Raw genomic sequence first — 14,849 nt, forward strand, 5'->3', positions numbered from 1 at the left:
GTTCGCTTTCCCATGACTCAGACCACCTTCCGCGCGGGCAAATCGCGCCTGATCTATTGCGACGACAGCCTCCCGGGGCTGACCCGCCGCAAGGCCGGCAAGGGCTGGGCGTACTTCGACGCGAAGGGCCGGCGCGTGACCGACCGCGACGAGATCGACCGGCTCAACCGCATCGCGCTGCCCCCCGCTTATGTCGACGCGTGGTTCTGCCCGGCGGACAACGGCCACCTGCTCGCCACCGGCATCGACGCCAAGGGGCGCAAGCAATACCGCTATCACCCCGATTTCCGCGCGCTCCAGGAAGGCGAGAAGTTCGATTCGGCCGCGCGGTTCGGGCGCCTGCTGCCGCTGGTGCGCAAGCGGGTCGAGGACGATCTGCGCTCACCCAGGCTGACCCGCGAACGCGCGGTGGCGAGCATCGTCCGCCTGCTCGACACCGGCGGGATCCGCGTCGGCAACGAGACATACGCCAAGGACAACAAGAGCTTCGGCGCGACCACGCTGCGGATGCGCCACGCCGACGTCTCCGGGAGCGTGCTCAAGCTGCGGTTCAAGGCCAAGTCGGGCAAGCTGTGCGAAATGAAGATCAGCGACAAGAGCCTCGCCCGCTTCGTCAAGCGGATGCAGGACCTGCCCGGCCAGCACCTGTTCCAGTATCTCGACGACGACGGCGTGGCGCAGCCGGTCGGCTCGGCCGAGGTCAACGACTACTTGCGCGAGACCATGAGCGAGGATTTCACCGCCAAGAACTTTCGCACGTGGCACGCCAGCGCGATCGGGTTGCAGACGCTGGCCGAGGCGCAAGGCGCACTGTCGGTCAAGGCGCTGGCCGAGGCGGTGTCCGCACGTCTTGGCAACACCCCGGCGATCGCGCGCAAAAGCTATATTCACCCGGCGGTGATCGCGCTGGTCGACCGCCAGGTCAAATGGCGCGCGACCCTTAAGCTGCCGCGCGCGACGCGATGGCTGTCGCCGCACGAACGCGCTTTGATCGATCTGCTCGAGAAGGGCCCCAGCGCGGCAAAACTGATCGCGGCGGCATAAGCGCCGAGCACCTAGCCTGCTCATTTCGCTCGGCCGCGATTCCGTCGAGGATTGGGGGCTTGGACCACTTGGCCACTGTCCAAGGGTAATGAATCGATGGACCTTCGACATGGCGCACCGGTCCCGCGATTCCGCCAAAAACCGTCGCCTCGCGACGCTGCGAAGCGTGAGCTTGCGGTCTTTGCACACGGGTCGGTGGACGGAACGGGCGTCGCAGTGCGCGGTCGATCTCATCACGCAGGATGAGCCAGATTTGGGCGATGTAGGAAAGTATAAACAGGTGTCCGGATGGGGGTGTATTGTGTTGAAAAACTCGCCCATGCAGTGGGGTTAAAGTCCTGATTCACTGGCCCTGTTATCAGGAGACCTGCTGATGATGGGCGAGCGAACGATGATGCAGGAAGCGCTGTTTTACAGCTTCAGCATCGAGGATCACGTTCCAGCAGATCACCTGCTTCGAGCGATCGACCGGTTCGTCGATCTTGGTGTGCTCCGAGAGCACCTGAGGCCCTTTTACAGCGAGACGGGGCGGCCCTCGATCGATCCCGAGTTGATGATCCGGATGCTTATCATCGGCTACTGCATGGGCATTCGCTCGGAGCGGCGGCTGTGCGAGGAGGTGCACCTCAGCCTCGCCTATCGCTGGTTCTGCCGGCTCGGACTCGAAGGCGCGGTGCCCGATCACTCGACCTTCTCAAAGAACCGGCACGGTCGCTTCCGCGACAGCGATCTGCTGCGGCGACTGTTCGAGATGACTGTCGAACGCTGCATGGCCGAGGGGCTGGTGGGCGGCGAAGGCTTCGCGGTCGACGCGAGCCTCATCCGCGCCGATGTCCATCGCCAGCGCTCGGTGCCCGGCGAAGAAGGCCTGCCGACCGAAGTGGTCGGACGCGCTGTGCGCGAGTATCTGGAAGTGCTCGACGATGCCGCGTTCGGCGGCGCGACGCCGGTGACACCCAAGCGGATCAACCTCACCGACCCTGCCTCGCGCTGGGCCGCGGCAACCCGCGAGGCGGCGTTCTACTCCTACAGCACCAACTACCTGATCGACCTCGATCACGCGGTGATCGTCGACGTCGAGGCGACGACCTCGGTCCGCCAGGCGGAAGTAACCGCCCAACGCACGATGATCGAGCGAACGCAGGAGCGCTTCGGTATCTGGCCCGAGCGGCTTGTGGCCGACGCGGCCTACGGATCGGCAGCCAACCTGGCCTGGCTGGTCGAGGACAAGAGCATCGAGCCGCATATCCCGGTGTTCGACAAGTCCGCCCGCAACGATGGCAGCTTCGAGCGCGCCGACTTCGTCTATGACCATGAAGACGACAGCTACCTCTGCCCCGGCGGTAACCGCCTGCGGCGGTCCAATCGCAACTTCAGCAATCCGCGTGCCGGCGTCGATAAGGACGGGTCGATCCGCTACCGCGCGCGTCAGCAGGACTGCCAGGACTGCGCCTTCCGGCAGCAATGCACGCCGAACATGCCCGCTCGCAAGGTCACCCGCTCGATCCACGAAGGCGCGCGCGACCTCGCACGGGATATCGCCACCACTGATGCGTATCTCGTGTCACGCCGCCAACGGAAGAAAGTCGAGATGCTGTTCGCCCACCTCAAGCGCATCCTAAAGCTGGATCGCTTGCGCCTGCGCGGTCCCAAGGGAGCAAGAGACGAGTTCCACCTCGCCGCCGCAGCCCAAAACCTCCGGAAAATGGCGAAGATTACTCCGATGCGGCGGCTCGCACCCGCCTGAACGGGAGCGGGAGCCAGCTCGCTTGCTGTCTGCGTTGCCGCCTGGCCGTCGCAGAGGCCGACTTCTTCAACAGAATAGGGTCGCAAACGGACATCCCGATCTTGCGCCGATCCCGCCTCAAGCCAGCCGCATCACCCAGCCGTGCGGATCCGGCGCCTTGCCGCGCTGGATTGCGACCAAACGCTCGCGCAGGTGCTGGGTCATCTGGCCGGGGCTGCCCGAGCCGATCGTGAATTCCCCGTCGCGCCCGGCGACGCGGCCCACCGCGGTGACCACCGCCGCGGTGCCGCAGGCGAACGTTTCGGTCAGGCGGCCGCTGGCCGAATCCTCGCGCCATTGGTCGAGGCTGTAGCGTTCCTCGCGCACCGCCAGGCCCTCGTCGGCGGCGAGCGACAGCAGACTGTCGCGGGTGATTCCGGGCAGGATCGTGCCGCCCAAGGGCGGCGTGATCAGGCTGCCGTCGGCGAACACGAAGAACAGGTTCATGCCGCCGAGTTCCTCGATCCACTTGCGTTCGGCGGCGTCGAGAAACACCACCTGGTCGTGGCCCAGAGCGATCGCCTCGGCCTGGGGGACAAGGCTGGCGGCGTAGTTGCCGCCGCACTTGGCCGCCCCGGTGCCGCCGGGCGCGGCGCGGGTGTAGTCCTCGCTGACCCAGATCGACACCGCCGGCGCGCCTGACTTGAAATAGTTGCCGGCGGGGCTGGCGATCACCAGGAACTTGTATTCCTTGGCCGGGCGCACGCCGAGGAACGCTTCCGACGCGAACATGAACGGGCGCAGGTAGAGCGATCCGCCCTCGACATCCGGAAACCAATCGCGGTCGGCGAGGACGATCTGGCGGATCGCCTCGATGAAAAGCTCCTCGGGCATCTCGGGCATCGCCAGCCGCTGGGCCGAAGCGTTGAACCGCGCGGCGTTGGCCTGGGGACGGAACAGGGTGATCGAGCCGTCATCGCGGCGATAAGCCTTCAATCCCTCGAAGATCTCCTGGGCATAGTGGAGTACGGCAGCAGCGGGATCGAGCGTGAGCGGGCCGCGCGGACCTAGTGTCGCCGCGTGCCAGCCTTGCCCGGCAGTCCACTCGATCGTGACCATGTGGTCGGAGAAAACCTTGCCGAAGCCGGGGTCGGTGAGCGCCTGGGCCCGGGCGGCTGCTGGAACCGGCGCGGGATGAGGGATGCGGGTGAAGGGGGGCGAGGTCATCACGCGGGCTTCGGCGAGGGTCGCCATGAAATCAATCCTGCTCGGTTGCGGTTGGCGGCGCACTGCCCATAAATTGCGTCAAAGGCAAGGCAGAAGACATATAATTATTAGCGCCCCCACAAATGAGAAGGGCCGCACCGGACAATCCGGGCGGCCCTTCGCATGGTCAGCGGCCGGAAGTGCCGCTCCACGAAACCTCTATCGTCGATGCATCAACGATAGTGCTCCATGGGACACGAAACCGACCTCCCTGCTGAACCATGAGACATCGGATCACCTCCTTTCGCGCTGTTAGAGCCAAAGTCACCACCCTTGTCGGAGTGGCTGGACCGGGCTGCGATGACCGGACCTGAGGCAAATGTGAATCATCGCGGCGCAAACGACAAGTCTTGCGGAAAATTATTTTGTTGTCAGAATTATGCCTTCGCGCCGCCCGCGCCTCGCCTCTCTCGATGACGGTTTTCGCTCAACGGCAGTCCTCGATCACTCGGGCGATTTCCGGCCAGGCCGGCAGATACAGCGTAGGCAGCCCCGCCACCTCGATCACGAACCGCCCGCGGCTGAACGCCATCGCATCGAGCACCGGATCGCGCGGGGCGAACTGCAACGATAGTTGCGGCGTGGCGCCGCTTTCGGGAGACGCGGTGAACGCGCGGGTCAGCGTGCTGGTGACGATCGTCAGCGGCAGCGGGCCGGGCGCGGCCCCGGCGCGGCTGAGCGCGACGCGGCCGCCCGGACGATCGCAGCGCAGACCGGCTAGCGGGGCGGCGGGATCGTTTGCGAAGAGCGCCGCCGATCCGGCGGTGCCGGGCACGTAGCTCCACGCGCCCGCGGTCGCCGGGGCGTCGCGCCAGTCCGCCGGGGGTTGCGCCGGGATTGCCGTCGCGACCGGGCGCGGCGGGGGAGGCGCTGGCAACGGCGCGGGTTCGGGCTTGCGCGGGGCCGCGCAGGCAGACAGGAACGCGATGCCCGCAAGGGTCGTCAACAGCCGGATGGAGATCATCGCGGCCTTATGGATTCATAGGCTTGCCCCCACAACCCGCCATCGGACGACCCGCGCCGTGAAACCGGCCAAGTCCCGCATCGACCAGTTGCTCGTCGCGCGCGGGCTCGCCGAAAGCCGCGCTCGGGCGCAGGCGCTGATCCTGGCGGGGCACGTCTTCAGCGGCGAGACCAAGCTGGCCAAGCCGGGGCAAGTGCTGGGCGATGACGCGCCGCTCGAAGTGCGCGGGCGCGACCATCCGTGGGTCTCTAGAGGCGGGATCAAGCTGGCGCATGCGCTCGAGGCGTTCGGACTTTCGCCCGCCGGTGAGACCGCGATGGACATCGGCAGCTCGACCGGCGGATTTACCGACGTGCTTTTGGCGAACGGCGCCGAACACGTCTTCGCGGTCGATTCGGGCACCAACCAGCTCGCCTGGAAGCTGCGCGATGACCCGCGGGTGACGGTGCTGGAAAAGACCAGCGCGCGCACCCTTACCGCCGCGATGATCGATCGGCCGTGCCGCTGGGTGGTGTGCGACGCCAGCTTCATCGCGCTGGCCAAGGTGCTCGAAGTTCCGCTCGCGCTCGCCGCGCGCCCGACCACGCTGATCGCGCTGATCAAGCCGCAGTTCGAGGTCGGCAAGGGCGAGGTCGGCAAGGGCGGGGTGGTCCGCGATCCGGCGCTGCACCAGCGGGTGTGCGACGAGGTCCGCGGTTGGCTTGAGGGCGCAGGCTGGTCCGAACCTTGGACCGTGCTGGGGATCGAGCGCAGCCCGATCACCGGCCCCGAAGGCAATGTCGAGTTCCTCATTGCGGCACGGCGTGGTTAGCGCGGTTGCCTCACCGGCCCAGCGCCGCCACTATCCGCGACGAATCGAAGGGATTGCGCCGAATGACCGTTATCGCCTCGCGCGGGCAATTGCGTGCGAGCTTCCTGCGCTGGGCATTGCTGATCGTGCCCACGATATCGCTGCTTGGCTTCCTCGCCGGCCGTCTGTCGCAAAGCGGGCCGGGCAACCCGTGGTTCGATGCGCTGGTCAAGCCCAGCCTGTTCCCGCCGCCCGCCACGTTCGGGATCGTGTGGTCGATCCTTTACGTGATGATGGGCCTGGCGCTGACCATGCTGGTGACCGCGCGCGGCGCGTTCGGGCGTGGCGCCGCGCTGGCGGCGTTCGCGGTGCAGTTCGCGCTCAATCTGTGCTGGTCGCCGCTGTTCTTCGGCGCGCATCAAATCACCGGCGCGCTCTACCTGATGGCCGCGCTCGATATCGCGGTGCTGGTCACCGTCGCGCTTGCGTGGCGGGTGCGGCGTCCGGCGGCGCTGTTGTTGCTGCCCTACCTGGCGTGGGTGCTGTTCGCGACCGTGCTCAACTGGCAGTTCCTCGTCGCCAACCCGGACGCCGACGGTCGGGCGGCAGGGCCGGCCACCACGCGGATTCAACTCTGACGCGAATTGCATTTCCGCGCAGCGCGCACCATTTGGGACGCTCCAGCCAGGCGAGACCGTTCATGCAGACCGACAACCCGATCGTTTCCGATTTCGTGAAGCTGCTCAACAGCGCCGCGGGCACGCTCGCCGGGGTGGGGCGCGAAGGGCGCGATGCGGCGCGTGAGCGGGCGCGTGAAATCTTCGGCGGCCTCGATTTCGTCAGCCGCGAGGAGTTCGAAGCGGTCAAGGCGCTCGCCGCCGCGGCGCGCGAACATGCCGACAAGCTCGAGGCGCGATTGGCGGCGCTGGAGGCGGGCGCGCCCGGTCGCGGGCCTGCTGCGGGCTAGGAACCGGATTGAGTTCAGCCGGTTAGGGAATTCGTCCACCCCTGCCGAGTACTGACGATGTTTACCCAGCTCAACCCGCCGCTGCCGCTCCACGTCCTGGGCAAGGGCGATGGACTGGCGATCGGGATGATCGACTACGGACCCGAGCACAATCTGATTTGGGTCACCGCGCTCGACGCCAATGGCGAGCTGTGGTGCGCACCCAATCCGGCGGTCCGCTTCCAGAAGAACTGGACGATGGGCCGCAATGAAAACCCGCTGGTCGCGCGCTCCCGGCGCGCGCTGCGCGAGGGATCTGGCGTGCCCTGCGCCGATTGCGCCGACTCGGTCTCCGAAATCCCCGCGCACGCCTGACCCGCCGGTTTCCCCCGCGCCCGATCCCGTTGTAGGGCGGCGCGATGCACTTGCGCGCACCCGCCATACTCTGCGCATCGCGCGCGCACGGCGAGACTGCGGCGGTGATCCGGATGCTGACCGCCGACCACGGCCTGATCGCCGCCTATTGCGCAGGCGCGCGAGGGCGGCGGCTGCGTCCGGTGGTGATCCCCGGCAACCTGCTCGACGTCGAGATTTCCGGGCGCTCCGCCAGCCAGTTGCCGTTCGCCAAAGTCGAGCTGGTCGAGAGCCGCGGACCATGGCTGGGCGAGCCGCTGGCCAGCGCCGCGATCGCCTGGTCGTGCGCGCTGACCGCCACGGTGCTGCCCGAGGGCCACCCCTATCCCGCGCTGTACCAGGCGTTGGGCGGCCTGCTCGCCGCGATCTGCCACGCCCCTTCGGCGCGGGGCTGGAGCCGGGCGCTGGCCGCCTACGAGGCGCTGCTGCTGCGCGAACTGGGTTATGGCGGCCGGGCGCTGGCGGGCGGCGGCGGCGATCCGGGCGACGACTGGGAGGCAATTCTCGATCGTCTCCAACTCCTCGGCAATTTGCTCGAAACCCGCCTGTTTGAGGAGCGCGGGCTTGCGGGGCGAGGGGGCGATGTTATGGCGGCGCGCTCGATTCTGATCGATCGGCTGAAACGGATTGCGGGGCCTGAGTGAGAATTGCCGTTATGCCGGGCGACGGGATCGGACCCGAAGTCATCGCCGAGACCTTGCGCGTGCTCGATGCGCTGTCCCTGCCGGGACTGGTGCTGATCGAGGCCGAGGCCGGCGGCGTCGCCTACAAGCGCCACGGCCATCCGCTGCCGGACGAGACGCTGGAGGCTGCCCGTTCCGCGGATGCGATCCTGTTTGGCGCGGTCGGTGATCCGACCTGCGACGGGCTGGAGCGCAGCCTGCGCCCCGAACAGGCGATCTTGGGCCTGCGCAGCGCGCTCGGACTGTTCGCGAATCTGCGCCCGGCGAAGCTTTTCAACGGAATGGAGGACGCTTCCACGCTTCGTCCCGAGATCGCCCAGGCGATCGACCTGCTGATCGTGCGCGAACTCAACGGCGACGTCTATTTCGGCGAAAAGGGCACGCGCAGGCTCGCCGATGGCCGTCGCCAGGGCTGGGATTTGATGAGCTATGCCGAGGACGAGGTCCGCCGCATCGCCCACGTCGCGTTCCGCGCCGCCCAGGGCCGCAACGGGCGGCTGACTTCGGTCGACAAGGCCAACGTCCTCGAAACCTCCCAGCTGTGGCGCGAGGTGGTGATCGAAGTTTCGGCCGACTACCCCGACGTGACGCTCGACCACCTCTATGTAGACAACGCCGCGATGCAACTCGTGCGCAATCCCGGCCAGTTCGACACGATCGTCACCGGCAATCTGTTCGGCGACATACTTTCCGACCAGGCGAGCATGTGCGTCGGTTCGATCGGATTGCTGGCCAGCGCCTCGCTAGGCGAACGCACCACCGATCACGGCACGTTCGGGCTCTACGAACCGATCCACGGCAGCGCCCCGGACATCGCCGGGCAAGGCAAAGCCAATCCGCTGGCGGCGATCCTCAGCCTGGCGATGCTGCTGCGCCATTCGTTGGGGCTGGAGCGCGAGGCGTTGCGGGTCGAGGCGGCGGTGGCGGCGGCTTTGGCCGACGGGGTGCGCGGCGGGGACCTGGGCGGTAGCGACGGCACTCGTGCAATCGGTGATGCGGTGGTGGCAAGGCTATGACTGAAACCCGCTCATCCCCGGCGAAGTCGAGGGGTCGTACCGTACCTTCGGTGACAGCGCAGGGTGTCTCGACTTCGCTCGACACGAGCGCGCCTTTGAAGGCGCGCGCGCTCCAACTCGCGATCGTCCTGCCGACGTTCAACGAGCGCACCAATCTGCGCTCGCTGGTCGAGAGGCTCGATGCCGCGCTCGGCGAGATCGGTTGGGAAGCGATCGTGGTCGACGACAACAGCCCCGACGGCACCGCCGACGAAGCCCGCGCGATCAGCCTGAGCGATCCCCGCGTCCGGGTGATCCAACGGATCGGGCGGCGCGGGCTGGCCTCCGCCGCGATCGAGGGGATGTGCGCGACGGCTGCGCCGGTGGTGGCGGTGATGGACGCCGATCACCAGCACGATCCGGCGCTGCTGCCCCAGATGCTGAGCGCGGTGCAATCGGGCGACTACGATCTTTCGTATGCCTCGCGCTTCGCAGAGGGCGCCAGCACCGAGGCGTGGGGACGACCCGACCGGGTCCGGGCCTCGGGCTTCGCCAACAGTCTTGCCCGCCGGGTCACCGGCGTCGAGCTAAGCGATCCGATGAGCGGCTATTTCATGCTCCGCGCCGACATCTTGCGCGCCGACGCCCACCGGCTGTCCGGTGTGGGCTTCAAGATCCTGCTCGACATCCTCGCCACGGTCGACCGGCCGTTGCGGGTCAAGGAGTTCCCGCTCCATTTCGCCGCGCGGGCGGAGGGCGAGAGCAAGCTCGACCGTACCGTGGTGTTCGAATTCCTCGTCGGGCTCTACGACAAGTGGCTCGGCCGGATCATTCCCACCCGCTTCGCACTGTTCGGGACGATCGGCGCTGCGGGCGTGGTCGTGCACATGGCGGTGCTCGCCAGCTTCCTCGGCCTGTTCGGGCGGCCGCTGATGTTCGGCGGTTGGATCACCGCTTTCGACATCGGCCAAACAGTGGCGGCGCTGGTCGCGATGACCTTCAACTTCGCGCTCAACAACACGCTGACGTATGCCGACAAGCGGCTGGTCGGATTTTCGCAACTGGCGCGCGGGTGGGCGCGGTTCGCGCTGACCTGCTCGGTCGGTCTGCTCGCCAATGTCGGAGTGGCGGCGTTGCTCCTGCGCTTCGGTTTCCACCCCTACCCCGCGGCGATCATCGGCATCGCGGTCGGTTCGGTGTGGAATTTCGCGCTATCGTCGCGGTTTGTGTGGGGCCGGTATTGATTCCGTTCATGTCGGCGCTTGCATCGGTCTGCATGGTCGATAGACCTGAATATTCTACGATGCCGAAAGATTGTTGCCCATGCGCCTGCTGGCCTTCGCCGCTCCTCTCCTCGCCGCCTGCTCCATCGGCGCGATTGCCCAGACCGTGAGCGGCGATCCCTACGTCTGGCTCGAGGAAAAGGACTCGGCCCGCTCGCTCGCCTGGGTCGAGGCGCACAATGCGGTGACGGTGAAGCGGCTCGAGGCCGATCCGCGCTATGCCACACTCTATGACGAGGCGCTGGCGCTGGCTTCGGCCAAGGACCGGATCCCGATGCCGCGCTTCGTGGGCGGCGAGATCTACAACTTCTGGCAGGACGCCGATCATCTGCGCGGGATCTGGCGCAAGGCCTCGCTGGCCGACTACCGCACCGCCGCGCCCAAGTGGCAAACGGTGCTCGACATCGACGCGCTGGGCAAGGCCGAAAGCAAGAGCTGGGTGTTCAAGGGCGCGCAGTGCCTGCTCCCCGACGAGACTCGGTGCCTGATCAGCCTGTCCGACGGCGGCGAGGACGCGGTCGAGGTCCGCGAATTCGACCTGACTACGGCCAAGTTCGTCGAAGGCGGGTTCCGCCTGCCCCGAGCCAAGAGCGACGTCACCTGGGAGGATCGCGACCACCTGCTGGTCAGCACCGAATGGACCCCCGGCGATCTGACCGAGTCAGGCTATCCTTATATTGTGAAGCGCCTGACCCGCGGCCAGCAATTGGCGGACGCGGTCGAAATCTATCGCGGCGATAAGAAGGACGTGGCCGCCGCCCCGGCGGTACTCCGCGACGGGGCGGGCAACACGCTGGCGGTAATCCAGCGCGCGCTTGATTTCTTCCATAACGAGACGTTCGTAGTCACTCCTGCCGGCGTGCGCCGGGTGGCGATGTCAGGCAAGGTATCGATCGACGAAATGGTCGCGGGCCGGGTGATCCTCAAGCTCGAGGAGGACTGGCCCGAGGCGGGCGCGCAGTTCAAGGCCGGCAGCGTCGCCGAGGTCGATCGGGCCGCGCTGCTGGCGAACCCCGACAAGCTGAAGCCGCGGCTGGTGTGGTCGCCGGGGCCGCGGATGGCGCTCGAAGGAATGCAATCGACCAAGAACCGCCTGCTCCTCGCTGCGCTGGACAACGTGCGCGGACGCGTGCTGGCTCTGACTCCTGTCAGGGGCGGGAAATGGACGACCTCCACGCTAAAGCTGCCCGACAACCTCGCGCTCGGCATCGGCAGCACCGACACCCGCTCTGATGCGATCTTCCTGACCGCCAGCGGATTTACCACCCCGACCACGCTCTTTCTGGGCGATGCTGCCACCGGCAAGCTGGCGGTGGCCAAGACGCTTCCGGCCAAGTTCGACGCTGGGCCGCTCAAGGTCGAACAGCTCGAGGCGACCAGCAGCGACGGGACGAAGATCCCGTACTTCGTCGTCCACCGCAAGGACATCGCCTACGACGGCAGTACCCCCACCCTGATGAGCGCGTATGGCGGGTTCCAGGTCAGTTCGACGCCGTATTACTCTGCGCTGACCGGTAAGCTGTGGCTTGAGCGCGGCGGCGCGTTCGTGCTCGCCAACATCCGCGGTGGAGGGGAGTTCGGCCCGGCGTGGCACGAGGCCGGGCTGGGCGTGAAACGGCAGGTCATCTACGACGATTTCGCCGCGGTTGGCCGCGACCTTGCGGCGCGCAAGATCACTTCGGCGCGGCGGCTGGGGATCGAAGGCGGCTCCAACGGGGGTCTGCTGATGGGCGTGGCGATGATCCAGCATCCCGAATTGTGGAATGCGATTGCGATCCAGGTGCCGCTGCTCGACATGATCCGCATCGCCAAGATCGCCGCGGGCGCATCGTGGCAGGGCGAATACGGCGACGTCAACGCCGACCCGGCGGTCATGGCGTTCTGGCGCAAGACCTCGCCCTATCAGAACTTGCGCAAGGACGGAAAATACCCCGAGCCGTTCATCTTCACCACCACCAAGGATGATCGCACCGGCCCCCAGCACGCCCGCAAGTTCGCCGCGCGGATGGAGGAATACGGGCTGCCGTTCTATTATTACGAAAACACCGAAGGCGGCCACGGATCGGGCGCGGACATCAAGCAATCGGCGCGCAGCAACGCGCTGCAGATGACCTACTTCATGAAGAAACTGATGGATTGAGCTGCGCGTGAGGCCGCAAGGGCGGCAACGTGTAGAGCAGCGTCGCAGCGAGGAGCATGCAAACCGTCGCCACGCCCAGAGGTGCGGCGTAGGCCCCGGTCCAGTCGTGCAGCAGGTTGAACCCGGCCAGCCCGATCCCGCCGCTCAACAGTGAGAACAGGTAGAGCCGTCCGAACACCTCGCTATAGTTCTCGATCGGGAACAGGCGGCTGACCAGGAATGGCACCAGATCGTATTCGGCGCCGTTGAGCAGCCCCGCAACGAACACCGCGGCCAGCATGAACGGCAGAGCGTCGACGCCCCACTGCATGCCCATGAACCCGGCGGTGGAGGCGAGGCCGAAGGCGGCGGCGATCCGGTTCGCGGCAAACCGGTCGATCAGCGCTCCCATCACGATCCTCCCGGCGATCTGCGATGCGCCGTACGCGGACAGCAGCAGGCCTGCGGCGGGTAGCCCGAATCCCCGCTCGACCCCGATCAGCGCCAGCGAGGTGACCATGCCGACGGTACCGATGTTGATCAGCATCGTGGCCCCGGCGATCCGCCAGAACAGCAGGTTCGTCCACGATGGCGGTTTGCCGCTCCGTTGGCGCCGCGCCGGCCGTACGATCGCCCCGGCTTGGCGGCTCGCATAGAGCCCCGCGGGGATGCCGATCGCAACCGCGAGCACGGCGAGCAGTTCATACCCGGCGCGAAACCCCCAGGTCGCGATGATCCAGCCGAACAGGCCGGGTAGCAGCACCGTGGTCAACGACAGCCCGCTGGTGGCGAACGCCAGCGCCAGCCCGCGATGGCGGTCGAAACGCGTGGCGACGAGGCGGCCGTAGACCAGCGCGCTCATCCCCGGGGCAGACACCGCGAGCAGCGCGACGGCAATCTGAAACTGCCACAGCCCGCCGCTGAGTAGTGACAGCCACAGATGCGTGACGGCGAGGCTGAGCGCGGAGGCGACGATCACAGGGACCGCGCCGATGCGGTCGGCCAGGCGCCCGATAAACGGCGCGGCGAGCGCGCCGAGCAGGCCCAATGCAGCGGATGCGCCGATCGCCCCGCGGCTCGCCCCCGTGACTTCTTGCAGGCCCGGCATGAACAGGCTTGAAAGGTTTTGGTAGAGTCCCGCGCCCACGCCGGCCATCCCCGCCGACCCCAGTACGACCGACCAGCCGCGACGCCATTCGCTCGGTCCGGCGGCGGGATCGCTCATCGCCAACTGTACAGCCAGGTGTAGGTTAGAAACGATGCCGTACCCGGCAGCTTGGCCGAGGACAGGATCGGATAGAACCAGCCGAACAGGCCGAGCGATGCGACGACGGCGATTGCCGCGAGACATCGCCAATACCGCCCACGGTGCCATAGCGCGCCGAGCACGAGCGCGAGGGCAATTGTCAGGAAAGTCCCCGCCAGCAGGTAGTGGTAATAGAACTGGACCGGCTTGGGCGCGACGATCCACAGCGCCAGGCTGGCGGCGTAGAGCGTCGCGGTGGCGAGCATCGCGGCCCCCATGGACGAGACGCGCCGCAGCCAGCCCCAGATCGCGCAGGCGAGGACGGCGGGGAGCCCCAGCCACATCGTCAGCGGGTTGCCGACCATCAGCACGCCGCGCTGCGCGCCATCGACCGGTTCGTAGAGGAACCAGATGGGACGCCAGTTGGCGACCCACTGCCACCAGTGGCTCTGATATGGGTGCGGCTTGACAACACTCTCCTGCAGATCCTTCATCCGCCACTGGAATTCGAGCACGTCGGAGAAGGGCACCGCCCCGGTCGCGAACCAGCCCAGCGGCAGGAAGCTGAGCAGGTAGACCGCCACCGGGATCGCTCCCAGCAAAATCCCAGCTTCGACCAGCGACACGCCGGGGACCGGCCCGGCATCACGCGCGGTGAAGAACTTCGCGCGCCGTCCCTTGAGGTCGACGAGGCGTGCGATGGCGAACGCTAGGCCCGGCAGGATGGCGAGCGGCGCGACGCTCCACTTGGCGGCGAGCGAAAGCCCCAGCGCCAGCCCCGCCAGTCCCAGCGCAATGTGGCCGTGGCGCGGCCGCCGCACGGCGCGGGCGCACAACCACACCGCAGCCATCGCGAAAGCCAGCATCGCCGGATCGAGCATGGCGATCCGCGCGATCACGAACAAAAGGAAATTGCTCGCCAGCAGCGCCCCCGCAATCAGCGTCGCGGGGCGCGAGAGGCTGGCCCACCACGTCGCGCGCAGGCCTGCGAAAAGCGCCAGCGCGCCCGCCAGCGCCGAGGGAAGCCGCCACGCGAACGGGTTGTCGCCCAGCGCCCACATCGACGCCGCGATCAGTTCCTTGCCCAGCCAGGGATGCTCGGGGTTCTTGAGCTCGGTCAGCGCGAGCAGGTTGCGCGCGGCCGGCAGATAGTGGATCTCGTCAAAATACGGCTTCGACGGGATCGCCAGGCGATGCAGCGCCAGTGCCAGGAACGATGCGGTGATCAGCCAGCACCAGCCCAGCGGATCGCGCGACGCGGGAACGGGTTGAGGGCGCGCGATCATCGGTGCGACGCGGATACGGCGCAAGAGCCGCGCCGTGCAATCGCTTTTGTGATCCTTGCGCGCCGCTCCGCTGCTTCGTAAGGGCGC

Annotated in this window: 14 protein-coding genes; 10 read left to right on the plus strand and 4 right to left on the minus strand. The window is 67.2% G+C overall.

Going from position 1 to position 14,849, the window contains the following annotated elements; genetic code table 11:
• Positions 1-12: 12 nt before the first annotated feature.
• Together GKE62_RS16535 and GKE62_RS16540 are read left to right on the plus strand one after the other, a co-directional pair.
• On the plus strand, positions 13-1,044 hold the full coding sequence (locus GKE62_RS16535) for a DNA topoisomerase IB (RefSeq protein WP_154693192.1): 1,032 nt from the start codon (positions 13-15) through the stop codon (positions 1,042-1,044).
• Between the two features lie 373 nt (positions 1,045-1,417).
• The gene (locus GKE62_RS16540) at positions 1,418-2,791 is read left to right on the plus strand and encodes a transposase (protein ID WP_154693193.1); all 1,374 of its coding nucleotides are present in this window, start codon (positions 1,418-1,420) and stop codon (positions 2,789-2,791) included.
• 117 nt (positions 2,792-2,908) lie between these two features.
• Here GKE62_RS16540 and GKE62_RS16545 read toward each other — a convergent pair whose 3' ends face one another.
• A complete protein-coding gene (locus tag GKE62_RS16545) occupies positions 2,909-4,024 on the minus strand; it encodes a branched-chain amino acid aminotransferase (protein WP_154693194.1) in 1,116 nt (371 codons plus the stop codon).
• A 439-nt stretch (positions 4,025-4,463) separates the two neighbouring features.
• Positions 4,464-5,000 carry a hypothetical protein gene (locus GKE62_RS16550; protein ID WP_154693195.1) on the minus strand — a complete coding sequence of 179 codons (537 nt, stop codon included), beginning with the start codon at positions 4,998-5,000 and terminating at the stop codon, positions 4,464-4,466.
• 58 nt (positions 5,001-5,058) lie between these two features.
• On the opposite strand from GKE62_RS16550, the gene GKE62_RS16555 reads away from it, so the two are divergent.
• The 8 genes from GKE62_RS16555 to GKE62_RS16590 all read left to right on the plus strand — a co-directional run bounded on the left by GKE62_RS16555 (position 5,059) and on the right by GKE62_RS16590 (position 12,251).
• Entirely contained in the window at positions 5,059-5,811 is a 753-nt protein-coding gene (locus GKE62_RS16555) for a TlyA family RNA methyltransferase (protein ID WP_230206773.1), read from the plus strand.
• A 62-nt stretch (positions 5,812-5,873) separates the two neighbouring features.
• The gene (locus GKE62_RS16560; protein WP_154693196.1) at positions 5,874-6,428 is read left to right on the plus strand and encodes a TspO/MBR family protein; all 555 of its coding nucleotides are present in this window, start codon (positions 5,874-5,876) and stop codon (positions 6,426-6,428) included.
• 62 nt (positions 6,429-6,490) lie between these two features.
• Entirely contained in the window at positions 6,491-6,757 is a 267-nt protein-coding gene (locus GKE62_RS16565; RefSeq protein WP_154693197.1) for an accessory factor UbiK family protein, read from the plus strand.
• 57 nt (positions 6,758-6,814) lie between these two features.
• Positions 6,815-7,111 (plus strand): hypothetical protein, encoded by a 297-nt coding sequence (locus GKE62_RS19230; protein ID WP_230206774.1) that lies wholly within the window; start codon positions 6,815-6,817, stop codon positions 7,109-7,111.
• A 44-nt stretch (positions 7,112-7,155) separates the two neighbouring features.
• Positions 7,156-7,794, plus strand: a complete 639-nt coding sequence (locus tag GKE62_RS16575) for a DNA repair protein RecO (protein ID WP_154693198.1) — start codon at positions 7,156-7,158, stop codon at positions 7,792-7,794.
• Positions 7,791-8,849, plus strand: coding sequence for a 3-isopropylmalate dehydrogenase (leuB, locus tag GKE62_RS16580; RefSeq protein ID WP_154693199.1), 1,059 nt, complete (start codon positions 7,791-7,793; stop codon positions 8,847-8,849). Before GKE62_RS16575 ends, leuB begins: the two co-directional genes overlap by 4 nt.
• 50 nt (positions 8,850-8,899) lie before the next feature.
• Positions 8,900-10,072 carry a glycosyltransferase family 2 protein gene (locus GKE62_RS16585; RefSeq protein ID WP_230206775.1) on the plus strand — a complete coding sequence of 391 codons (1,173 nt, stop codon included), beginning with the start codon at positions 8,900-8,902 and terminating at the stop codon, positions 10,070-10,072.
• 79 nt (positions 10,073-10,151) lie between these two features.
• Positions 10,152-12,251 carry a prolyl oligopeptidase family protein gene (locus GKE62_RS16590; protein ID WP_154693201.1) on the plus strand — a complete coding sequence of 700 codons (2,100 nt, stop codon included), beginning with the start codon at positions 10,152-10,154 and terminating at the stop codon, positions 12,249-12,251.
• Here the strand turns inward: GKE62_RS16590 and GKE62_RS16595 are convergent.
• Positions 12,229-13,455: an MFS transporter gene (locus GKE62_RS16595; protein WP_154693202.1), complete on the minus strand. Its 1,227-nt coding sequence runs from the start codon at positions 13,453-13,455 to the stop codon at positions 12,229-12,231. The two genes, GKE62_RS16590 and GKE62_RS16595, sit on opposite strands and share 23 nt — an antisense overlap.
• The gene (locus GKE62_RS16600; RefSeq protein WP_154693784.1) at positions 13,452-14,762 is read right to left on the minus strand and encodes a phospholipid carrier-dependent glycosyltransferase; all 1,311 of its coding nucleotides are present in this window, start codon (positions 14,760-14,762) and stop codon (positions 13,452-13,454) included. Before GKE62_RS16600 ends, GKE62_RS16595 begins: the two co-directional genes overlap by 4 nt.
• Positions 14,763-14,849 lie beyond the last annotated feature (87 nt).

Origin of the sequence: Novosphingobium sp. Gsoil 351 (assembly GCF_009707465.1) — a bacterium.
Lineage (GTDB): Bacteria > Pseudomonadota > Alphaproteobacteria > Sphingomonadales > Sphingomonadaceae > Novosphingobium.